At 68.2% G+C, this 21,953-nt stretch carries 22 protein-coding genes; 10 read left to right on the top strand and 12 right to left on the bottom strand.

Going from position 1 to position 21,953, the window contains the following annotated elements; translation table 11 throughout:
- Positions 1–33 precede the first annotated feature (33 nt).
- Complete coding sequence (locus tag MUG95_RS12835) at positions 34–1,134, bottom strand: glutamate-cysteine ligase family protein (protein ID WP_247008380.1); 1,101 nt, start codon at positions 1,132–1,134, stop codon at positions 34–36.
- 430 nt (positions 1,135–1,564) lie between these two features.
- On the opposite strand from MUG95_RS12835, the gene MUG95_RS12830 reads away from it, so the two are divergent.
- On the top strand, positions 1,565–2,974 hold the full coding sequence (locus MUG95_RS12830) for a geranylgeranyl reductase family protein (protein ID WP_247008378.1): 1,410 nt from the start codon (positions 1,565–1,567) through the stop codon (positions 2,972–2,974).
- A gap of 33 nt (positions 2,975–3,007) precedes the next feature.
- On the opposite strand, the gene MUG95_RS12825 is transcribed toward MUG95_RS12830, so the two are convergent.
- Together MUG95_RS12825 and MUG95_RS12820 are read right to left on the bottom strand one after the other, a co-directional pair.
- Complete coding sequence (locus MUG95_RS12825) at positions 3,008–4,285, bottom strand: amidohydrolase (RefSeq protein ID WP_247008376.1); 1,278 nt, start codon at positions 4,283–4,285, stop codon at positions 3,008–3,010.
- 60 nt (positions 4,286–4,345) lie between these two features.
- A complete protein-coding gene (locus tag MUG95_RS12820; protein WP_247008373.1) occupies positions 4,346–4,666 on the bottom strand; it encodes an uS10/mL48 family ribosomal protein in 321 nt (106 codons plus the stop codon).
- 108 nt (positions 4,667–4,774) lie between these two features.
- Between MUG95_RS12820 and MUG95_RS12815 the strand changes: the two genes are divergently transcribed.
- A complete protein-coding gene (locus MUG95_RS12815; protein ID WP_247008372.1) occupies positions 4,775–5,200 on the top strand; it encodes a bis(5'-nucleosyl)-tetraphosphatase in 426 nt (141 codons plus the stop codon).
- A gap of 71 nt (positions 5,201–5,271) precedes the next feature.
- On the opposite strand, the gene MUG95_RS12810 is transcribed toward MUG95_RS12815, so the two are convergent.
- Positions 5,272–6,054: a DUF7847 domain-containing protein gene (locus MUG95_RS12810; RefSeq protein WP_247008370.1), complete on the bottom strand. Its 783-nt coding sequence runs from the start codon at positions 6,052–6,054 to the stop codon at positions 5,272–5,274.
- A gap of 91 nt (positions 6,055–6,145) precedes the next feature.
- Here MUG95_RS12810 and MUG95_RS12805 point away from each other — a divergent pair, with 91 nt between their 5' ends.
- Positions 6,146–7,225, top strand: a complete 1,080-nt coding sequence (locus MUG95_RS12805) for a DUF5787 family protein (protein ID WP_247008368.1) — start codon at positions 6,146–6,148, stop codon at positions 7,223–7,225.
- Here MUG95_RS12805 and MUG95_RS12800 read toward each other — a convergent pair.
- Positions 7,222–7,704 (bottom strand): DUF5797 family protein, encoded by a 483-nt coding sequence (locus tag MUG95_RS12800; RefSeq protein ID WP_247008366.1) that lies wholly within the window; start codon positions 7,702–7,704, stop codon positions 7,222–7,224. The genes MUG95_RS12805 and MUG95_RS12800 overlap by 4 nt on opposite strands.
- Before the next feature lie 188 nt (positions 7,705–7,892).
- Between MUG95_RS12800 and MUG95_RS12795 the strand changes: the two genes are divergently transcribed.
- Positions 7,893–8,666 carry an enoyl-CoA hydratase/isomerase family protein gene (locus tag MUG95_RS12795; protein ID WP_247008364.1) on the top strand — a complete coding sequence of 258 codons (774 nt, stop codon included), beginning with the start codon at positions 7,893–7,895 and terminating at the stop codon, positions 8,664–8,666.
- A 66-nt stretch (positions 8,667–8,732) separates the two neighbouring features.
- Here MUG95_RS12795 and MUG95_RS12790 read toward each other — a convergent pair whose 3' ends face one another.
- From MUG95_RS12790 to MUG95_RS12780, 3 genes are read right to left on the bottom strand one after another with little or no spacing between them, the layout of a single operon-like run.
- Positions 8,733–9,218 carry a Mut7-C RNAse domain-containing protein gene (locus MUG95_RS12790; protein ID WP_256463853.1) on the bottom strand — a complete coding sequence of 162 codons (486 nt, stop codon included), beginning with the start codon at positions 9,216–9,218 and terminating at the stop codon, positions 8,733–8,735.
- Positions 9,215–10,951 (bottom strand): DNA polymerase/3'-5' exonuclease PolX, encoded by a 1,737-nt coding sequence (polX, locus tag MUG95_RS12785; protein ID WP_247008362.1) that lies wholly within the window; start codon positions 10,949–10,951, stop codon positions 9,215–9,217. The genes MUG95_RS12790 and polX overlap by 4 nt, the downstream gene beginning before the upstream one ends.
- A complete protein-coding gene (locus tag MUG95_RS12780; RefSeq protein WP_247008360.1) occupies positions 10,951–11,403 on the bottom strand; it encodes a DUF5788 family protein in 453 nt (150 codons plus the stop codon). Before MUG95_RS12780 ends, polX begins: the two co-directional genes overlap by 1 nt.
- Positions 11,404–11,542: 139 nt before the next feature.
- Here MUG95_RS12780 and MUG95_RS12775 point away from each other — a divergent pair, with 139 nt between their 5' ends.
- The 5 genes from MUG95_RS12775 to MUG95_RS12755 are packed head-to-tail and all read left to right on the top strand — an operon-like array spanning position 11,543 to position 15,768.
- Positions 11,543–12,511, top strand: a complete 969-nt coding sequence (locus tag MUG95_RS12775; RefSeq protein ID WP_247008358.1) for a rhomboid family intramembrane serine protease — start codon at positions 11,543–11,545, stop codon at positions 12,509–12,511.
- A 1-nt stretch (position 12,512) separates the two neighbouring features.
- Entirely contained in the window at positions 12,513–13,325 is an 813-nt protein-coding gene (locus MUG95_RS12770; RefSeq protein WP_247008344.1) for an endonuclease V, read from the top strand.
- A gap of 35 nt (positions 13,326–13,360) precedes the next feature.
- Positions 13,361–14,188 (top strand): SDR family oxidoreductase, encoded by an 828-nt coding sequence (locus tag MUG95_RS12765; RefSeq protein WP_247008342.1) that lies wholly within the window; start codon positions 13,361–13,363, stop codon positions 14,186–14,188.
- On the top strand, positions 14,189–15,520 hold the full coding sequence (locus tag MUG95_RS12760) for a glycerate kinase type-2 family protein (protein WP_247008340.1): 1,332 nt from the start codon (positions 14,189–14,191) through the stop codon (positions 15,518–15,520).
- 47 nt (positions 15,521–15,567) lie between these two features.
- Positions 15,568–15,768 (top strand): hypothetical protein, encoded by a 201-nt coding sequence (locus tag MUG95_RS12755; protein WP_247008337.1) that lies wholly within the window; start codon positions 15,568–15,570, stop codon positions 15,766–15,768.
- Here the strand turns inward: MUG95_RS12755 and MUG95_RS12750 are convergent.
- Complete coding sequence (locus MUG95_RS12750; RefSeq protein WP_247008335.1) at positions 15,765–16,850, bottom strand: ArsA family ATPase; 1,086 nt, start codon at positions 16,848–16,850, stop codon at positions 15,765–15,767. The two genes, MUG95_RS12755 and MUG95_RS12750, sit on opposite strands and share 4 nt — an antisense overlap.
- A gap of 440 nt (positions 16,851–17,290) precedes the next feature.
- Complete coding sequence (locus MUG95_RS12745) at positions 17,291–18,337, bottom strand: RNA-guided endonuclease TnpB family protein (protein WP_247008333.1); 1,047 nt, start codon at positions 18,335–18,337, stop codon at positions 17,291–17,293.
- 109 nt (positions 18,338–18,446) lie between these two features.
- Here MUG95_RS12745 and MUG95_RS12740 point away from each other — a divergent pair, with 109 nt between their 5' ends.
- The gene (locus MUG95_RS12740; RefSeq protein ID WP_247008331.1) at positions 18,447–19,214 is read left to right on the top strand and encodes a VOC family protein; all 768 of its coding nucleotides are present in this window, start codon (positions 18,447–18,449) and stop codon (positions 19,212–19,214) included.
- A gap of 6 nt (positions 19,215–19,220) precedes the next feature.
- On the opposite strand, the gene MUG95_RS12735 is transcribed toward MUG95_RS12740, so the two are convergent.
- Positions 19,221–19,376: a DUF7563 family protein gene (locus tag MUG95_RS12735; protein ID WP_247008329.1), complete on the bottom strand. Its 156-nt coding sequence runs from the start codon at positions 19,374–19,376 to the stop codon at positions 19,221–19,223.
- Positions 19,377–19,438: 62 nt separating this feature from the next.
- On the bottom strand, positions 19,439–21,901 hold the full coding sequence (locus MUG95_RS12730) for an ATP-dependent DNA helicase (protein ID WP_247010490.1): 2,463 nt from the start codon (positions 21,899–21,901) through the stop codon (positions 19,439–19,441).
- Positions 21,902–21,953 lie beyond the last annotated feature (52 nt).

The raw sequence follows: 21,953 nt of genomic DNA, 5'->3' as shown, positions 1-21,953 counted from the left end.
CGCTATCGCCCCCACTGCCGCGGACGGCGTCGGTCAGTCGGCATAGCTGGTCCGTCGGACGGCGTGTTCGAGTCGGTCCGCGTACGCGAGTCGGAGGCGGCGCGCCTCGTCTCTCGTGACCGACTTCTGGACTTCCAGTTGGTGGGCAATCGGCTCGTAGGCTGCCACGTCGAAGCCCATCCGGTCGAGGTACGACTCCAGCGCGGTCGCCGACAGGCCGTCCTGTATCGCGGTGTCGACGTACTCGCGGACCGCGTCGAACGTCGGGAGAACCACCTCCTCGGCCGAAAAGGACCCGCGGTCGCCCTCGATGCGAACGTCGGCCGACCGCAGGGTTTCGACGGCACTGGCAAGCCGGTCCGCGAGGCGGAGTACGTCGCCCGGGAGCGCGGTGTCGGGCGACCGCCACTCGACGGTGCCGAACGAGTCGCGCAACTGCACGGGCGTCCAGACGGCACTCTCGGGGTCGAAGTTGTCCTCGACGGTCGCCCGGTCGACGCCGGCGTCGGCGGCGGCCGCGACGAACGACTCGTAGCGGTCTTGCAGGCGGGCGTTCCATTCCTCGCGCGCGTCGAGGTACGGCCAGAGTTGCCCCTGCCCCGGCAGGCACTCGTACGCCAGCCGCCGGTACAGTTGCGAGCGCGCCCCGGTTGCGAGGGGGCGGCCCCGGAAGTGCGGTGCGGAGTTGACCAACGCCAGCGCGGGGTCGAGTGCCACGAACGTGTTGTACTGGTCGACCACGCACCCGGGCTGTTGCTCGACGTGGATGTGGGTCCCGGCACAGTGGCGCACGTACTCGAAGTCGGTACCGAGGACGCGGTCCTGAACGTTGGTCCGCTCGCTCGGTCGGTCCCGAACGTCGCCGTAGTCCAGCGGCGTCGCCAGCGGGACGAGACGCTCGCCACGCTCGTCGGCCAGTCGCAGGGCGCGGCGGATACGGTCGAGTAACTGCTCGCGCAGGACATCGGTGGTCGCACAGGGGTCCGTCTTGATTTCGAGCAGTGGCTCGACGAACTCCCGTTCGACGCCCGGACCAGCCTCGGTGAGGCCGTCCGCGCCGGTGAGTCGCCCGGAGTCGTCGACGACCCAGTATTCGACTTCGATGCTCCGCCGTATCGGCTCCGGTGCAGACATGGACTCACGGGGGTGGACTCGCTACGGCGGGGCTGTCGGTCGGTTCGGGCCTCCCAGTCGCCGGCCTGTCGATGGCCGCGGCGCGGCCACTCCGTTGCCGTGGCGGTTCCGAAAGACGTGCGTCCACTGTCTGCTGCATACCCCGATTGAACATAGCACCTGCAATAAAAATACTGGTCAAACGTACTATTATTCCTTATACCAGTTCAGACACCAGCACGAAGATGGGCGAACAGGTGTTTATAATCGCTTCTTTTCGGCCCGAATACGCCACATTGTAAACATCGTGTCGGCGAGCCGTGCCACCCCCGTGACGGGGGAGACCACGCGAGTCCGCGGCGGCGGACGTACGTCACCGCGGCGTGGCGGTTGCACAGGTGGGGTACACCGTTTGTAAAGAGTTTTCTCCGTTCGGTAAGGAGTGGACATCATGGCTACACAGGAGTCCACCACCGGCGCGACGGCCGGTGGGGGAACCCGGACGTACGACGTGGTCGTCGTGGGGGCCGGGACCTCGGGGTGTTACGCTGCGGCCACAATCGCCAACGCCGGGCTCGACGTCGTCGTCGTCGAGCGCAAGGACGAACAGGAGGCGGGCCACATCGCCTGTGGCGACGCACTCAAGGGGGCCGACAAGTTCCCCGACAGCATCCCGAAATCGCAGATAGAACCCGCGTTCACGAACACCGACGTGGACCACGGTCGGTTCGAGATTCCCGCCGAGGACACCGTTCTCGAAATCCCCGTCCCCGGCGAACTCGCCGTCATCGACCGCTGGGAGTACGGCCGCCGCATCATCGAGGGGGCCGACGCCGCGGGCGCGGAGTTCCACTACGACACCGTGGTCAAGGACGTGCGGCAGGACGAGAGCGGCCGCGTCACCGGCGTCGAGACCATCAAGAAGGGGACACCGGTAACCTACGAGGCCGACATCGTCTTCGACGGCGCGGGCGCGCTCTCCATCCTGCAGGACAAGGCCGACCTCTCGGGAGCGACCTTCGACACGAACGTCCAGTACTCACAGTTCGCATCGGCCTACCGAGAAATCGTGGAAGTCGAAGAACCGGTGCCGTGGGACGACGCCCTCGTGTTCAAGCCCACCGAGCGCGCGGCGGGCTACCTCTGGTACTTCCCGCGCACGGACACGGAGATAAACGTCGGCCTCGGCTTCCAGATGAACGAGGAACCGATGGAGTTGGTCGACGACCTGAAGAGAGACGTGCGCGAGCGCGCGGAGTTCGAAGGCGCGGAAGTCACGGATAAACTCGGCGCGGCACTCCCGACCCGCCGCCCCTACGACTCGGCGGTGGCACCGGGGTTCGTGGCGGTCGGTGACGCCGCGGGCCACGTCAACCCGACCACCGGCGGCGGCATCGCGGGTGCGGCCTACGCCGGGCAGTACGCCGCCGAGGAAGCCATCGCCGCCATCGAGGACGGCGACGTGAGCGAGGCGGCAATGTGGGACTACAACAGTCGGGTCATGGACCACTTCGGCGGCCGGTACGCCGCACTCGACGTGTACAACGTCTTCTCGACGGCCTACGACCTCGACGACCTGATGGCGTTGCTGGCCGCGCTACCCGGCGAGCAACTCGCCGAGGCACTCTACTCCGGGTCCGCGGACGTGGGGTTCCTCCTCAAACTCAAGACGGCAATCAAAGCGTTCGGCCACTGGGGGACCATCTACGACCTCTATCAGACCAAGAGCCTCGCCGACGAGTTGCTCGCCCACTACGAGGACTACCCGGACCACCCCGACGCGTTCGCCGAGTGGCAGGCCGAACGCGACGACCTGATGGACCAAGTGTACGAGACGACCGGGGCCGAGCCGAAGTACTGAGCCGCGGCCGCACGTTTTCGAGTTCTTAACGCCTCAGAACCCGTCCGCGAGTCGCCGGAGTGCAGTCGCGAGCGTTTCGATGCCCGGTTCGAGCGACGCCTCGTCAACGTCGAACGTCGCGGTGTGGTGGCCGCCGGGGTGGTCGGTGCCGACACAGACGAAGGCGGCCGTTCCGCCCTGTTCCTGCACGCGGCGCATCAGGTACGTGGCGTCCTCACTCCCACCCAGCGGTGCGTGACGGACCACCGAGTCGATGCCCTCGGTGTCGCTTGCGGCGGCTTCGACGACATCCACCACGCTGTCGTCGTTGTCCGCGCTCGGGGCCTCGCCGGTCCGCTCGACGGACAGTTCGCAGTCGTGCATCTCGGCCGCGTTCTCCAGCACGCGGTCTGCGTGGTCGCGCATGTACTCCATCAGTTCGGTCGTCCCGCCGCGGACCTCCCCGCCGATGTACGCCGATTCGGGGATGATGTTGCTCGCCGTGCCGCCGCCCACGTTCCCCGCGTTGACGCGGGTGATGCCGCCCTCGTGGCGCGGGATGGCGTAGAGGTTCTGGACGGCCGTCGCCATCGCTTGGACGGCGTTGCGGCCACGGGCCGGGAGGCCGCCGGCGTGGGACGCCGCCCCGGCGAACTCGGCGCGGAACTGGCTGACCGCGAGGAAGTCGGTGACGCCGGCGACCACCTCGCCCGTCGGGTGGCCGAGGCCGACGTGTACCGCGAGGAAGCGGTCCACGTCGTCGAGGCGGCCGCTCTCCGCGACGGCCGCCGCGCCGCCGACGACTTCCTCGGCCGGTTGGAAGAGGACTTTCAGCGTCCCCGGGAACTCGCGGTCAGCGAAGGCTCCGACGACGCCGAGGCCGAAGGTGATGTGGGCGTCGTGGCCGCAGGCGTGCATCGCGCCCTCGTTGCGGGAGCGAAAGCCCTCCGCGGCCGGGACGTGGTCCTCGCCGGTCGCCTCCTCGCGGGGGAGACCGTCGATATCGACTCTGAGGCCGAGCGTCGGCCCCGGCTCCGACCCCTCGATGACGGCCATCGCGCCGGTGTGACCGCCCGCGAGTCTGTCGAGGGTGTCGGGGTCAGCACCCGTCTCGCGGGCGCGGGCGAGCCACGTGTCGAGTTCGTCGTCCTCGGGGACGGCCATCCGGGCTTGTGCGTCCAGTATCTCCGGGCCGACGAGCACGTCGTCGACGCCGATTCGGTCGAGTTCGTCGACGATGCGTGCTGTCGTCCAGAACTCACGCCACGCCGGTTCCGGTCGTTCGTGGAACTCCCGGCGGAGAGAGACGAGTCTGTCTGTATCGAGTGCCATACCGTCGGAAGCGGCGCGGAGGACTTAAACTGTCGCCGGCCGGCGCGGGCAGCAGCCGACTCAGCCCATCTGTCGTTGCTGTTCGATTTCGGCGGCGACGTGAATCCCGTCGGGGAAGTCCCGGTGGGCGATGGCGCGGGCGAAGTCGTCGTGGCCGACGATTTCGATGGTGCGGGTGTAGACGGTGTAGCCCCACGAGTCGAACTCCGCGTCTCCGACGAGCGTCTTGGACTGGGGGACGCGCAGGTCGTCCGGCGGCTCCGGGTGTGGCCCCTTGAACTCGACGCCCTTCCGCGCGGCAGCCTCCTTGATAGTGGCGACCACGTCGTCGAGGAGGTGGCGGTCGCCGCTTTCGAGCGTGAGTTTCGTGACGAACGGCATCTACAGAGTGGGGAGACGGTCGATGGCTAAAAACCCACCCCTTGATGGGCGAGCGTTCCGGTCGTCGCTCCGACATTCTCTTAAGTACCGGTCGTGTAAATCTCGCCAATGAAGGAGGCCACGAGCGCGGGAGCCATCCTCTTTCGCGACACACGTGGCCGCAGGGAGTACCTCCTGCTCAAGAGCCGCCCCGGCGATTGGGAGTTTCCTAAGGGCGGCGTCGAGGGCGACGAGGAACTCCAGCAGACGGCCATCCGAGAGGTGAAAGAGGAGGCCGGAATCAGCGATTTCCGGCTCATCGACGGCTTCCGCCGAGACTACGATTACGTGTTCGAGGCGAACGGGCAGACGATTCACAAGACCGTTCACCTGTTCATCGCGAAATCCCGCGAAGCGAGTGCCGAACTGTCGAACGAGCACCGGGACATGCAGTGGCGCGACTACGAGCAGGCGATAAACACCGTCACGCAGGACGGCCCCCGCGAGATACTCGAAGAGGCCCACGAGTTCATCGAGGAAGAGACGGAGTTCTGACAGGTTCGGGAGGCCATCTGTCCCGTGTCCTCGACAGAGGCGTCGTTGCTCATCGTGCCCGGCAGCGACTGTCACGCACCGTCGGTGACGCGCCGATAGAACTCGACGTGATAGGACAGCAGGAGCGGGTGCAGAAGGATATACCACAGCCACAGCAGCAGGTAGCCGGCGAGCACGGCGACCCCGAGCGACAGAATCGCGGCCCCACTCGGTACCGACCCGGGAGTCAGCGCGACCGACTGCAGTGCCAACAAGAACGAAGCGGCGAACAGGGCCGCTGGCCCGAACAGAAGAACAGCACGGACCACGGAGTACCCGAGGACACTCACGGGGTCGGTGACGAGGAGGGTCGCGCTCTCGGTGACAGCCTCGAAGCTCCCACAGTCGTCGACGACTGCGGCGACGCCGACGAACTGGAGTGCCACGATGGTCAGCACAAAGCCGAGTCCCACGACCAACGCGAGACCCGTCGGCAGGAGGCCACGCGGACCGCCACCGGATTCGGTGATGAACGACGAAGACAGCAACCAAGCGGAACCGACCACGGCCGTGAGCGCGGCGGTAATAGCGTACGACCCCGCGACTGTCGTGTACTTGTTCCGCACTGTCTCGAAGAATACGTCAGTCGAGGTATCGCCGCCATCCGACGCCGCGTCGGTCATACCGATGAGGCCGGTGTTGAGCAACGAGAACACGAGGACTGTGGCGATGTACCACCCGACGAGCGGGACGAAACCCACGACCATCGCCGCGAGATGCGCCGCGAAAACGAACACCGAACCGACTGCCGGATAAATCGGGTGTTCGAGTTGCAGTCGAGCCGACGACCGCAGTGTCGCGAGCGGTTCTCCCATGTAGAGGTCGCATCTGTTGCCTGCATGAAATACCTACCTATCCGATACAACCCACCTCTAAGGGGCGGAGGGTCGTAGGCTGGGACACTGCATGGTCGACGACGCTGGCGGCGTCGGGTCGGAGTTCGTCTTCGAGTTGCGGGTCTGCCAGTGGGTCGAACACAACTGGCCGCCGGGCGGGGAGCGTGACCCGGACACCGCCCTCGTCGTCGCCCGACAGCTCGGGACGAAACACCGCCGCTGGGACACCATCGTCGTGGAGGCGGACCGGTCGGCCCTCGACGCCCGTGCCGACTTCGGCGAGCGGGAACTCGACTCGGACCTCCTGCACGTCGTCCGCCACGCCCCCGAAGAGTGGGCGTGGTACCGCGACGCCCTCCCCGACCCGGGCTACCCGTGGCGGTACGTCCGCGAGGCCGTCCACCGCGCCAGCGACCGTGGCCTCGTGGCGACGCGGGACGGCACGAACGGCCGCATCGAACTCCGGCGGAACTGGACGTACCCGGAGTGGGTTCAGCGCGTAATCGCCATCGAGAACAAACCGGACCTCGACGCGAGTGCCGCCCGCGCCCTCGCGCCACAACTGGAGCGGGACGTCGCGCTCTCGCTGGCCGACGAGGTGTGGGTCGCCACCGCCGCGACGGACGGGTCGGTCGAACCCGCGTTGTTCGAGGACATCCCCGTCGAGGCCGGTGTCCTCGCCGTCGACCCGACGAGTGCCGACTTCGGCGACGGGGCGGCGGTGGCGTGGCACCCCCGGACGTTAGCCGTCGCGGACCCCGGCACTTGCATCACCGACCGGCCGTCCGGCGGCGGCCACGACGCCTCGGCGGCCCGCTTCGAGTACGCCGACCCGGCGTGGAAGGAGCGAAAGCGGCGCGAAATCGCCGAGCGCGCTTACGAGCGCGGGTGGCGGAGTTACGTCGACACGATGCGGCCGGACTGCCGCCACTTCGAGGTGCGGACCGCCGACGGCGACCGCTTGCCGTGGTGTGTGACCAAGGAGTGCCAACAGAGCGCGGCGGAGTGTTCGGGCCGTTGTCCCGAGTACGAACCCGAACCCCCCGCGTGGCGCCAGCACGGGTGGCCTGTCGCTGGCGGCCCCGGGAAGGCGATACAGCGACTCCTCGACGCACAGCGACGGCGACGGCGGCCCGGGTTAGAAGACTAGTCCAGTTCTTCGACGACGAAGGCGTCCCGGGGCGTCGCCAGCCGGTAGGTCGGGACGGTCCGCTGGATTCGCTCGGCCAAGCCCTTGTCGACGAGGCTGCGGAGGGTCGCCCGAACGTCGTCCACGTCAGCCTCGTGGCCCGCGTCTTCGAGGGCGTGGAGCACGGACACGACGCTCTCGGACCGCTCGTCCGGCCCGGCGAGAACGTCGAGGACGGCGGCCTGCAGGGGCGGCGCGCGGACGATTCGCTTGCCGTCCTCGGTTTCGGTTTCGGCCCCGACGAGTTCGGCGGCGTCCTCGGTGGCACAGATGAGGCTGTCGTCGTTGCGGTAGTAGTACTCCTTCAGTTCCGATTCGAGGTACTGGTGGACCTCGCTGCCGCCATCCAGCCCCCACCGCTCTTCGAGTTCGGCGTTCTTCGTTGGCTGGAGCGCCACGAGTTCTTCGAGTCGCTCCCGGGCCTCCTCCGAGAGAGTCATCTGACGGCGATTACACGAGGACCTTTATCCGCTTTCTGAATCCCGACCGTCGGGTCGACCGACCGCCGGACGCCGGTACCGGCGCGAACAGCCCGGAGCGGGTGCCACGAGGTCACTGTAGGCTGAATCGCGCCCACGCCGGTGCTGGCGGGGCCAGTGCTTATGTCCGCGCTGGCCGCAGGGTGGCTATGGACTGGGAGACAGTCTCGTTCGACCACGAGAACCACGTCACGACCATCACCGTCGACCGTCCCGACCGGCTGAACGCCCTCAACGTCGAGACGCTGGAGGCCTTCGACGAGGCACTCGACGAGGCGGCGGCGCGGGACACGCGCGTCCTCGTCGTCACCGGCGCGGGCGACGACGCCTTCGTCGCCGGGGCGGACATCGCGTACATGAAGGACATGTCCGTCGCCGACGCCCAAACGTACGCGGAACTGGGCCACCGCGTGGTCAACCGGCTCGAATCGTTCCGCGCGCCGGTCATCGCCGCGGTCAACGGCTACGCCTTCGGCGGCGGTTGTGAAGTCGCGCTGGCGGCGGACATCCGCGTGGCGAGCGAGCGTGCCGTCCTCGGACAGACCGAAATCGACCTCGGCATCGTCCCCGGGTGGGGCGGCACCCAACGCCTCGCCCGCCTCGTCAACGACGAGGTGGCCCGTCGGCTGGTCTTCTTCGGGGAGCGCGTGGACGCACAGGACGCCGACCAGTACGGCCTCGTCGGGGACGTGGTCGCCCACGACCAACTCGACGCCGTCGTCGCGGACATGGCCGCGGACCTCGCCGAGAAGCCCGCCTTCGCCCTCCAGTCCGCAAAGGAGGCACTCAATCAGGTCCACCGGATGCACCTGGACGCCGGCCTCCAGTACGAGCAACGCCTCTGGAGCGGCCTGTTCGGGACCGAAGACCAGAAGGAGGGGATGACCGCCTTCGTCGAGGACCGGGAACCGAACTTCGAGTAAACACCATCCGCACACCCGCCAGTCGCACGGAGTGAACCGCGCCGCTTCGTGCCGCGGATGCTCACACTACAGCCCCGCCAGCCGCTCGGCCACCTCGTCCCAGTGGCTCCCCTGCCAGAAGTGTTGCCCACAGTCGAGACACTGCCAGACCGACACCTCGGCAGGGTCGGGCGCGTACTCGGGCGTCCCGTCGTCGGCATCGACGCGCTCGACGGGACCGTTACACCGGCCACACCGGGTCGGTCGGTCGGCGAGTGCGAGCGGATAGCCGGCCTCCCGGAGTTCGCGCAACTGGTCGGTAACGTCGCGGGTGGTGAGCAGGACGGCGTCGTCGGCCCGGCGGGCCACGTCGCGGTCACGGGTCAGAACCGTCCGGTCCTCGTCGCGGGCGATGGCGAGCAGTCGGTCGTCGTCCTCAGCGTCCCGGTCCAGCGCGTACGCGGCATCGTACCCACACATCCGCAGGTAGGTGGCGAGTTTCCCGAGCATCGCGTCGAGCAAGAGCGCGTCGCGGGCGCGTTCGTCGCCACCCGTCGGGCACTCGTCGGTCACAGGCCGAGGGACTCCCGGACGCCGTCGGCGTCCTGCGCGTTCAACACGTCTCCGGCCTCGGCCCACCCGCGGCGGGCGGTGTGGACACCGTAGCGGACGTACGCGAGGGTGCCGGGCTGGTGGGCGTCGGTGTTGACCGCGATGGTCGCGCCCGCCTCGAGTGCCGTCTTGACCGCGGCCCCGGAGAGGTCCAACCGGCGTGGGTCGCTGTTGATTTCGAGGGCGACGCCGTGGTCGGCGGCGGCCGCGGCGACGCGTTCGACGTCGATATCGAGACCGCTCCGTTGGTTGAGCAGGCGGCCCGTCGGGTGCCCGAGGATGTCGACGTGTGGGTGTTCGACCGCGCTGACGAGGCGGTCGGTGCCGTCGCCGTCGAGTCCGGCGTGGGGGGATGCGACGACCACGTCGAGGTCGCCGAGTAGGTCGTCGGCCACCGACACGGTCCCGTCGGCACCGATGTTGGCTTCGACGCCCGCGAACACGTCGATAGCGGCGTCGTCGGCGGCGGCCCTGATTTCGGGGAGTTGCTCGCGCAGGTCGTCGTCGTCGAGGCCGACGCCGCCGACCATCCCGGGGCCGGTGGCGTGGTCGGTGATGGCGACGTAGTCGTGACCGAACTCGGCGGCTCCCTCGACCATCTCGGCGACGGTGTCGTTTCCGTCGGACCACTCAGTGTGGGTGTGGAGGTCACCGCGTACGTCGCTCTCTTCGAGGAGGGTCGGCAACTCGCCCGAGGCGGCGGCCGCGATTTCGCCGCGGTCCTCGCGGAGTTCCGGCGGTATCCACGGCAGGCCGAGGGCCTCGTACATACTCGCCTCGGTGTCGCCGGCGATTCGCTCGCCCGCCCGCTGGTCGTCGCTGTCGGTGTCGCTCACGTCGAAGACGCCGTACTCGTTGACCTTCAGGTCGCGCTCGATGGCGCGGTTCCGGAGGGCGACGTTGTGGTCCTTGCTTCCGGTGAAGTACTGGAGCGCGCTCCCGAACTCCTCGGGGACGACGACCCGCAGGTCGACGCGGAAGTCGTCGGCCCGGAGGCTGGCTTTGCTCGTGCCCGCCTCGATGATGTCGTCGGCCGGCGGCCAGTCGGTGAACGCCGCGACGACGGCGTCTGCGTCCTCGCTCCCGACCAGTACGTCCACGTCGCCGATGGTCGGCCGCCACCGCCGAATCGACCCGGCGAGTTCGACCCGCTCCACGGCGTCCTGCTCCCCGAGGTAGTCGCGCACTCTGTCGCCGTAGGGGCGGGCCTTCCCGACGAGTTCCCGCTCGCTCGCCTGCCGGGCGAAGGCCACGTTGTCGAGGATGTTCTGCTCCGTCTTCGCGCCGAACCCGGACACGTCGCGTATCTCCTCGGCGCGGGCCGCGGCTTCCAAGTCGTCCACCGTCTCGATGCCGAGTTCGCGGTAGAGCGTGCCGACCGTCTTCGGACCGACCCCTTCGACGCTGGTGAGTGCCTCGATGTCCGCGGGGAGGTCGGCACGGAGTGCTTCGAGTTCCTCGATTTCGCCCGTCTCGACGTACTCGACTATCTTCGCGGCGATGGCGTCGCCGACGCCTTCGATGTCGGTCACGGCGGCCTCGCCCTCGGCGGCCAACGCCTCGATTGCCGCGTCGGAGGCACGGACGTTTTCGGCGGCCCGCCGGTACGCGCGGGGTTTGTACTCCACGTCGTCGGCCTCCAGACGGTCGGCAAACTCTTCGAGCAGGCCCGCGAGTTCCTCGTTTCGGCTCATCAGCGACCCCGTCCGTCGACGCCGACGCCGCTGTCGGCCTCCTCGTGACCGAGTGCCTTCCGGAGGAACTTCGTCCAGCGTTTCCGGTCGGCGGTCTCCTGTGCTTTGCGTTCACGTTCGATGTCGGTCGGCCCCAGACTCTCCAAAGCGTTCAACGCCCGGTCGATGCCGATAATCGCCCGGGCGAGTTCCTCGCCTTCCGCGAACGAGATGTCGTCCTCTTCGATGCGTTGTTTGCGCTGGAGGCGTTCGCGCCGGAGGTTCTTCTTTGCCTGCTCGACGCGTTCGCGCTCGCCCGCGGGAACCGTGTCGCGACGCTTTATCTCGAAGACGAACGCCTGGAGGTCCACCGTCTCGCCTTGGACGGTGATTCTCTCGGGGATGTCGACGCCCACCGTCGCGCCCTCCCGCTCGACGCGCTCGATGAGCTGTTTGCGCTCGTACTCTTGCACACTCCACTCTCGGTGTGCCACCGGCAAAACACTCTCGGACGGGTGCAGTCCGATACGGGTGCCGGACGGCAGACCGGTCGTCCGCGGGCCTCGCCGCGGTGGGGAAGACATTTCCGGAGCGGTGCCCTACCGCGTCGTAATGGCGAAGTGCGACGAGTGCGGCAGGCAGGAGAACATGCCGTACCAGTGTCGACACTGCGGCGGGACGTTCTGTGCCGACCACCGTCTCCCCGAGAACCACAGCTGTCCCGGGTTGGAGCAGTGGAACGACCCCGACGGCGTGTTCGACAGCGGGTTCGACGACTCGGTGAACAGCCGCGGCCGCTCACAGGGCGGCCGAAGCCCGTTCGACCGCGTCAACATCGACACCGGACCGGGCGGCATATTGGGCTACTTCCGCGGGAACGTGACTTTCCTCTTCCTCGGGTTGATGTGGGTCACCCTCCTGTTGGAGTACCTCGCCGCGTTCGTCCTCGTCGGCACGCCGAGTCTCGGCGTCGCGAGTCGTGCGAGTCCGCTCTGGAACGCTATTTTCGTCCTGTCACCGGCACACCCCGAGTACGTCTGGACGTGGTTCACCTCCATCTTCGCCCACGGCGGGTTCTTCCACATCGCGCTGAACAGCATCGTGATTTACTTCTTCGGCCGACTGGTCGAGCAGTACGTCGGGTCCCGGAAGTTCGCGCTGTTGTTCCTCGGGAGCGGTGCCCTCGCGGGCCTCGGGCAAATCGGTATCCAGATACTGCAGAACCCCGGCGTGCTGGGGAGCGCGAGCGCGTCGGGCGTCCTCGGTGCCAGCGGTGCCGCGCTCGCGATAATGGGCGTGCTGACGGTTCTGAACCCGAACCTCAAGGTGTACCTCTACTTCATCCTCCCGGTGCCGCTGTGGCTGTTGACCCTCGGCTACACCGCCGTCACCGTCTTCTCCATCTTCAGCGGCGGCGTCGGGTCCGGGGGCGTGGCACAGGTCGCTCACCTCCTCGGACTCGGTATCGGCCTCGCCGTCGGCCAGCGCGTCAAGGGGAGCGTGCGCGCGCCGTCCCAGTTACAGTTCGGCGGCGGCCCCCGCGGTGGTCCGGGCGGCCCCGGTGGCCGCGGTCCCTTCTGAGATGGAGCCAGTCCACCCCGAGTTCGTCCCGGACCCGTCGTCGTCCCGCGAGGCGATGGAATCACTCCAGCGGACGCTCGCGGAGCGGGCGACGTTCGCCGACGACTTCGCGTTCGACGCCGGAGCGGTCTGTGCCGGGCAGGAATCCAACCAGCGACGCCTCGGCGATAGCGGCGGTGATACAAGCCCCGGCGACGCGGACACACCGGTCGTGGTCGGCATCGACCAAGCGTTCCTCGGCGACGACCGGGCGGTCAGTGCCCTCGTCGCACTCCGGGGTGGCGAGGTGATAGAGCGCGTCCACGCCGTCGCGCCCGTCGAGATTCCGTACGTTCCGGGCCTGCTCTCCTTCCGCGAGGGCGGGGCCATCCTCGCGGGCTTCGCCGAGTTGTCGGTCGAACCCGACCTCGCGGTGTTCGACGGGAGCGGCCGCATCCACTACCGGGAAGCGGGACTGGCCACCCACGTCGGCGTCACGCTGGACCTGCCAAGCGTCGGCGTGGCGAAGAACCTTCTCTGTGGGACGCCCGCTAGGTCGACGGACGGTCTCGAAACCGGCGAACGCGTCCCCATCGAGGCAGACGGGGACGTGACCGCACCGGCGGGGACGATTATCGGCCACGCCGTCCAGACCCGGCAGTTCGACTCGCCCAACCGGCACGTCAACCCTGTCTACGTCAGTCCCGGCCACCGCGTGAGTGCCGAGACGGCCGCCGACGTGGCGTTGGCGTGTGCGGACGGGTACAAACTGCCGGAGCCGACGCGACTGGCGGACGCGTACGCCGGGGAGGCGACGGCACTCGTCGAGAGGTAGAAAAACGTTACTTCCCGGGACGTGACGGGGCACCCATGGAAGACAAGACGGTGCTGATTACGGGGTGTTCGTCGGGTATCGGTCGCGCCACGGCGGAGGCGTTCAACGAGGAAGGCTGGACGGTGTACGCGACGGCGCGTGACACCGACGACATCGAGGCGTTGGCCGAGGCTGGCTGTAAGACACAGGAACTCGACGTAACCGAGGACGAGGACGTCGCCGCCGCCGTCGAGCGCGTCGTCGAGGAGGACGGCCGCATCGACTGCGTGGTCAACAACGCGGGGTACGGCCAGTTCGGGCCGATGGAGGACATCCCCGTCGAAGAACTCCACGCACAGTTCGACGTGAACGTCTACGGGCCACACCGTCTGGCCCGCGCCGCGCTTCCGCACATGCGCGAGCAAGGAGAGGGGACTATCGTCAACATCTCCTCGGTGGCCGGACGGGTCGCCTCGCCGGGGATGGGTGCGTACAACGGCTCGAAGTTCGCCCTCGAAGGAATCAGCGACGCGATGCGGCCGGAGGTCGACCCGCACGGCGTCGACGTGGTGCTGGTCGAACCCGGCCCGGTCGAGACGAACTTCGGCGAACGGCGAAACGAGGAACTCGACCGCAGAACCGAGATGTCGGGTGCCTACGACACGATTTACGACTTCCACGAGGACCAGCAGACGCTCGGCGGCAAGAACACGGTCGCAGTGCTCCCGGAGGACGTGGCCGAGACGGTGCTGGAGGTCGCCGTCTCCCCGGACCCGAAGGCACGATACCCGGTCGGGCAGTTCGCCCGCCTGACGCTCCTGTCGCGGTTCGCTCCCGATACCCTCCGTGACGCCTTCTACAGAGTGTTGCGGAAGTTCGCCTGAATGATTCACGACCGCGACGCGCTGGCCGATTCGCCCGCGCAGGAAGTCGCACTCGACTGTATCGAGGCCGGCATCGCGGCCGCACAGCCGGAGCGCGTCGTCCGCGAGTCGGTGACGCTCGACGGCGACCAGTTGCGCGTCGGCGACGAAATACTCGACCTCGGCGCGTTCGAGACAGTGCTCGTCCTCGGGGCCGGGAAGGGGGCGGCACACGTCGCCCGCGTGCTCGAAGAGGTCCTCGGCGACGCCCTCGACGGGGGCGTCGTCGTGACAGACAACCCCGTCGAGACGGCTCGCCTCGAGGTACTGCCGGGTGACCATCCGGTCCCGAGCGAGCGCGGTGTCGAGAGCGCGGCGACGGTCCGGGAGCGTGCGACACGGGCGGACGGGGAGACGCTCGTCCTCGCCGCGTTCACGGGCGGCGGGAGCGCGCTCCTGCCGGCCCCCGCCGACGGCGTCTCGCTGTCGGACCTGCGGGCTGTGACCGACGCGCTCCTCGACAGCGGCGCGCCCATCGAGGACGTGAACGCGGTCCGCAAACACTGCTCGGCACTGAAGGGCGGCCAACTCGCTCGGGTCGTCGCACCCGCCACGGTGGTCACGCTCCTGTTCTCGGACGTGGTCGGCGACGACTCGGCGACCATCGCCAGCGGGCCGACGGTTCCCGACCCGACCACGTTCGCGGACGCGCTCGCGGTGCTGGAGCGGTACGGAATCGACGCCCCCGACGCGGTTGCCGAGCGACTGCGGCGGGGAGTGGCCGGCGAGGTGCCAGAGACACCGACCGACGACGACGCGGCCTTCGACCGGGTCCGAACGCACGTTCTCGCGGACGCGTGGACGGCACTCGGTGCGGCCCGGGAGGCGGCGCGTGCGGCGGATTACCGGACGCTCGTCCTCTCCTCGCGGGTCACGGGCGAGGCCCGCGAGGCGGCCGAGACGCACGCCGCCGTCGCGGCGGAGATGGTCGCGACCGGGAACCCCATGGACCCGCCCGCAGTCGTCCTCTCGGGTGGCGAGACGACGGTGACGGTTCGGGGTGACGGTGACGGTGGCCCCAACTGCGAGTTCGCGTTGAGTGCGGCCGGGTCGCTCCCGGACGGGGCCGTCGTGGCGAGCGTCGACACCGACGGCAAGGACGGCAAGAGCGGCGTGGCCGGGGCACTGGTCGACGCGGAGACGGTGACCGACTGGCGGGCGGCCGACGCCGCACTCGACGACAGCGACGCCGCGACGTACCTGCGACAACGGGGCGCGCTGGTCAAGACGGGGCCGACGGGGACGAACGTCAACGACCTGCGCGTGATGGTGGTCGGGACGCCGAGTGAGTGAGCGGGCCGTTTCGGACCGTTTTTGACCGGCGGGGCCGAGAGCCGAGTATGGCTCTCGGTATCGACGTGGGTCCGAACGTCCCGACGAGCGTCCTCGTCCTGCACGTCGTCCTCTCGTTGCTCTTCTTCTGGTTGGGGCTGAACAACCTCGTGAACGGCCGACCGATAGGGTTGGTCCTCAACGGTATCATCGGCGTCCTCATCATCGGCGTGGGCGTCGCCGCCGCCCGCATCATCGGCCGCCGCTAGCCGAGGCAGGCGGCGACGACGGTCAGCAGTTTCTCGCCGCGCACCTCGTCGGCGAACAGCGGGACACGGCGCACCTCGTGGCCGCGAAAGAGGTCTTGGGCCTCACGGAGCGCGCCCTGTTGGACCTGCCAGCGTCGCTGACAGAACTCACAGTCGTCCAAGTCGGGGGTGACGAACCAGTCCGGGTCCGCGTCGGTGACGTCCGAGAGGTCCTGCATCACGCGGTTGACGACGACGGTACCGACGGGCACGCCGAACGTCTCCAACTGGTCCAAGAGCCGCTGTGATTCGAGGACGCTGAGTTCCTCGGGCACCATCACGACGCGGAAGTCGGTCTTGGCGGGGTCACGCAACACCGCGCGCAGGTGTTCGATGCGCTCGCGGAGGACCTCCAAATCTTCGAGGCCGGCCTCCGCGTCGGGCGTCTCGCTCTCCCCGAACAGCCCCGTGATGTTGTCGACCATTCCCGAGAGCCGCTGGCGGAGCGTCAGCACGCGACCCAGCATCGAGTCCATCAACTCGGGGAGTTCGAGCAGGCGGAGGGTGTGCCCCGTCGGCGCGGTGTCGACCACCACGCGGTCGAACCGTTCGTCGTCCATGTACTCCAACAGCATCCGCATCGCGGCGGCTTCGTCCATTCCCGGCATCGGGCCGGAGAGCGGGTCCATCTCCGCGGCGTCACCCTGTCCGGCGGCGTCGCCACCGCCCATACCGGGCATCCCACCACCGAGCAGTTGGCCGATGCCGCCCATCCCGCCGAGGCCACCCTCCTCGTCGAAGGGGCCGTCGCCGACCGCCGCGTCGGGGTCGATTTCGACCGCGTACAGCGGGATGTCCTCGCGGATGCGGGCCGGGTCTGCCGGGACGTTCGTCTCCAGCGTGTCCGACAGCGAGTGGGCCGGGTCGGTCGAGACGACGAGGGTGGCCGTCCCGTCGCGCGCGCTGGCGAGACCGGTGGCCGCGGCCATCGTCGTCTTGCCGACGCCGCCCTTGCCGCCGTACAGCACGTAGTCCGCGGCGTCGACGCCCTCGGGAACCGCCGACTCGTCGAGTTCCTCGACCGGTTCGACCTCGATGTCCATGTGCAGGGCTTCGTCGGCGGCCTTGAGTACTCGTCGGTCTCACTCGACCGTTCGCCTTTGCCCGTGGGGCACGAACGACAGGCAATACCCCATGGCTGACCACCCATCTTCGCTCCCGGCGGCGACCCGCATCGGACGCGTCGCGCTGACCGTTCCCGACCGCTCCGAAGCCGTCGCGTTCTACCGGGACTTGACCTCCTCCCACCCCTAAAGGGGTGGGATTCCCCGACGGGGATATTCAGGTTGCGCGTTTCCTCGGCGGTGAGGGACGCTTTCGCGTCCTGCGTCGGCGGTCGCCGTCCGGTTACGACCCCGGACGTGCTTTCCAGCGCATACAGCCGGGTCAACGCGGCCTTCCTCCCCGGTCACGCCGGGCGGCTGCGAAGCAGCCGGTGGAGTGTTCAGTCCACGAGGCCGCACGGGTCGCGGCACCCGAAGTGCTACGCCGTGCATGGTTCTCCCTCCCGTTGACGGATGTTTTCGGCGGCATTCAGGTCGGCGTGACGGCCACGGTCGCACTCTGGACACGAGAAGTGGTCACCGTCACGCGAGCCCTCGGCACCGCAGGCCGAACAGCGTTGACTCGTCTCGAACGGGTCAACTTCTTCGACGCGAACCCCTGCCTGCTCTGCTTTGTAGACGATGAATTCCTGCAACTGGTGGAAGTGCCACGAGTGGACGCCGCGCCAGTCGCTCCCCTCTCTAATACCTTCCAGATCCTCGATTTTCAGGACGGGATTCTCGAACTGTTTGGCCCAGTCGATGAGGCGACGGGAGGCTTTGTGGTTGAGGTCACGAATCCGGTGCTGCTCTTTGTTACCTACGCGGTTACGTGCGCGAAGCGCACCCGCCTGTTGCAGCGACTCGCGCAGGGAACGATATTTGCGCCGGACGTATTTCGCCTCACGACCGGACACCAGCATCGACTCGCCCGTTTCGGCGTCGGCGGCGAGCAGGTGGTTGTGGCCGATGTCCACGCCGATTGCAGTCTCGTCACCGGTTTCGGCGTCGTATTCGATGGTGAACGTACAGAACCAGTCGTCGTCCCGGCGGTACACCTGCAACCGGGACTTGTCGGCTTCGCCATCCACGAGTCGATCAACGTCATCGGCGATGTCGTCGTACACGTCGATAGGCGTGTACCACCAGCCCGAGATACAGGGAAAACCAACGACGACCGACCCGTTCTCGGTGCGTTCGATCTCCCAGTTCTGGTTGTTGATTGCAAAGGGCTGGCTGGCGTGGTACTCGACGATGCCGTCGTTCTTGTAGTCGGACTTGGCTTCGCGGATGGCCTGATTCTGGATGGCCGAGTAGAGGTCGTTGTCGATGCTGGCCGTGGTCACGCTCATGCCAAACTCGCCGTTCTCCCACCCATCGATGCAGAACTGCTTGGTGTCGCGGTACAGGTGAGTCGCGCGTTGCCACTCCCTGCGGCGCTCGCGGGAGGGGTTGTGAAACGTCGTGGTGACGGTCGTCGTGACCACGATTACAGTTGTAACGTTTGTCTGGATGACAATAAAACGTGGGAATATCAGGCGGGCCGATATCCGTGGTTTCCTCCCCAGTTGTCGGCTTCATACCACCCATGAACGGGTGGGCTTTCGCCTCGCTACCGCTGTAATCGGCCTCTCGGTCCACACGGACGACGGACCCGCGGCACGACTCGGCGACGGCGAGACCGAACTGCTGGTCCTCGACGAGGACCCGGACGCCGACCCGCGCGGCCCCACAGAGGCGGGGCTGTTCCACCTCGCGGTCCGTGTCCCGTCACGGGCCGCACTCGGGGCCACGCTCGACCGCATCCGTGACAGTTGGACGCTCGACGGGGCGTCCGACCACCGCGTGAGCGAGGCACTGTACCTCTCGGACCTGGCGGGCAACGGCGTGGAAGTGTACCGCGATAGACCGCGCGCGGAGTGGCCCGTTGCCGACGACGGCACCGTCCAGATGGACACCATGCCGCTCGACCTCGGCGACCTCTCGGCAGCGAGCGACGGCGCGGCGTCCCTCCCCCGAGGGACGGATGTCGGCCACGTCCACCTCGAACCGAGTTCGCTGGCGGACGCGCGCGCCTTCTACGTGGACGCGCTCGGATTCGAGGTCCGGCAGGAGTGGGGCGAGTCGGCACTGTTCGTCGCCGCGGGTGGCTACCACCACCACGTCGGCCTGAACACGTGGAACGGGCGGACAGACCCTGCGCAGGGGCGAGGACTAGCGTGGTTCGAGGTGGTCGTGCCGACCGAGGCGGCACTCGACGCGGCGGCCGACCGGCTGGCAGAGCACGGAGTTACGCGCCGGGGCGGCGGGGTGGCCGTGACCGACGCCGACGGTATCGAACTCAGACTGCGCGTCGAAGAGTGAGAGAAGTTACGACCGCGAGGAGCGTGCCTCGCGGATGTCGGCACCGTCGCGTATCTTGTCCTCGCAGTTCGGACAGACGCGGGGCGCGTCGTGTACCTCGGGTGTGAAGACCCGGACGTACGCCTCAGTCACGAATGCACCACAGTTCTGGCACTCTGGCATCTGGATGAAAGCGAGGAAGCACCCGACATATGCTTTCTGAATCAGGCCAGCGTTCGGGGCGGTCAGGCGTGGTCGGCCCAGAAAGAGTCGAACTGCTGAGACAGGAACTCGGGCGTCATCCGGACGAACTCGCGCCGCTCTGCCGGTGAGAGGTACTCGTGGACCGAGTGGACCGCATCGGGCGTGTACCGCTCGCCGACCAGCAAGCGGACGCCCACCTCGTCGGTGCCGCGGATGACGCGGCCGATGGCCTGCCGGGCGCGCCGCATCGCCGGGACCGTCAGCGCGTACTCGAAGGCGTTGTCCTCGCCGAACGCCCGGCCGTAGGCGGCCCGAACCGCGCGGACGCGCGGTGACCCGATGTTGACCAGCGGGACGCCCACGACGGCGCAGGTGTGGAGTTTGTCGCCGTCGTAGTCGACTCCCTCCGTGAGCGTTCCCCGGGTGCTGGTCACGAGCACTTTGCCGGGGCCGGCGAAGAACTCGGCTTTCAGGTCGTCGGTGGTCTCCGCGCTGGAACTCTCGTCGACGAGGACCGGCTTCTCCACCACGTCCCGGAGGTACTGGCCCGCCCACGCCGCCTCCCGGTAGTTTGGCATCGCTATCAGCACGTTACCGGGACTGCGCGCGACGGTCCGCAGGACCTGCTCGTACTCGTCGCGCACGCGATTGCCGTGGTCCGGCACCGGGTCGCCGCGGTTGCGCGCGGTGTAGGCCGTCGCGTCTACGAGCCAACTCGCGCGGTTCTCCTCCGGGAAGGAGAGTCCGTAACTCCGCGTCTCGACCGGTCTGCCGGGGTCCTCGTCGTCGGCCGCGAGACCACCCGTCCCCGTCGCTTCGAGGGCGTCCAGTCCCGAGACGCGCGTGAACACGTCGAGCGGTTCCAGCGTCGCACTCATCAGGACGCCGCCACCCAACTCGTCGAAGACGGTCCGCAGTGCCTCCGCCGGCATGCAGTCGTACAGCAACAACCCCGCCGTGTACGCTTCCTGCCACGGTTCACCGACCGCCCGCTCGTCGCTCAGCGCGTGTTCGAGTTCGATTTCCCGGAGGAACGTGGCGTGGTCACGCTCGTACCACCGGCGTGCGATGGCCCCGACGGCCGTGGTGACCGGTTGTCCCTCCCCGAGTTCGTCGAGCGTCTCCTCAACGGCGAGCCCCACGGTGTCGAGTGACCGCCACACCTCGCCGGTGTGGCCGTTCCGCTCGGCCCACGCGGTCAGGTCGTCGCGCTCCTCGTGTTCGGGGTCACGGAGCGGTATCTCGCGGTCCTCCTCGGGCAGGACCGTCGGGTCGCGCTGCCACTCATCGCCGAACTCCTCGTTCAGGTGGTCGGTCACGCGGCCGTCGAGCCACGCGACGACATCGCCGTAGAAGCCGGCGGCCCGTTCGACGGCGTCGATTGCCACCTCGTGAGCGGCCAACCGGTCGGCTATCTCGCGTTCGTGGTCGTCGCTCTGTCGGGCCAACTGCACCAACCGTTGACAGTCGTTTCGCGCGCGGACGAGCGTGTGCCTGCCGAGGCGGTCCGAGAGCAAGTCCCGGACGCGCCCCTCCAGACGGTGGGCCTCGTCCACGACGACGAACGTGGACTCGTCCAACAGTCCGGACAGGAGCGGCCGCGAGTCGGGGTCGAACAGGTGATTGTAGTTGCCGACGACGACATCGGCCTCCCCGAGCAGGACGCTCATCGCGCGGTGGGGGCAGGTCCCGTGCTCGACGCTCGCCGGGAGGAACTCCGTCGAGGTGAGGACGTTCGCCTCGCCCGCGGAGAAGTCCACTGGCGACCCCTTGTTCCGGGCGTACCAGTCCGCCTCGAAGGGACAGTACAGCGGTGGGTCCTCGCCGTCGGCCATCTCGGGGGGCGCGCTCGGTTGCGCCGCGCGGTACGGCGACTCGGCCCCGGCGGTGGCGAGGGTGTCGTCGGCGAGCGTGTTGAACGACTCCGGGTCCCGGCGGGCACCCTTCGTCAGGTCGCTGGCTCGCTGTGGGTCCCACCACTGGTCGTCACCCTCGTCGTCGCCAGCGACGGCGGCGTCTGCGGCCGCCGCGCGGTGGGCGTCGCTCCCCCGGCCCTCGGCCTCGACCAGCGCGGCGGTGTTCTCACGCAAGTCCTCACACCGGTCGTGGACGCTCGCGTCCGGAGGGAACACGTCCTCCCGGCCGTACGGACAGAGGTCTCGCTTGCCCACGAGGGCAATCCCATCGAGCGGGTCGTCGATGCCGGCGTTGAGCGTCCGGAGGTCCGCGACGAACTGCTCCAGCTGCTGTTTGACCGGTGTGACGACGACGACGCGGTCGTAGTCACCCTCCCGAACGAGGGTGGCCCCGGCGGTGAGCGCGGCCATCGTCTTTCCCGTTCCACAGGGTCCCTCCATCGCGAGGTAGCCGTTCCGTCGTCCGGCGTCGATTGCCGCCTCGACGGCGTCCGGTTGGTTCTCGTAGGGAGTCTCGTAGCCGAAGTAGTCGTGCCACTCCGGGCCGTCGTCTGCGTCCGAAGGTTCCGCCCCTGCCTCGTCGCGCATCGCGTTGTCGGTAGTGGTGGCCTCCTCGGGTATGAACGTCCGGTTTCGGTCG

This window comes from Halorientalis litorea, from assembly GCF_023028225.1.
GTDB classification, from domain to species: domain Archaea; phylum Halobacteriota; class Halobacteria; order Halobacteriales; family Haloarculaceae; genus Halorientalis; species Halorientalis litorea.
The sequence above is the reverse complement of the archived record's forward strand: the minus strand, read 5'-3'. Positions and strand labels throughout refer to the sequence as shown.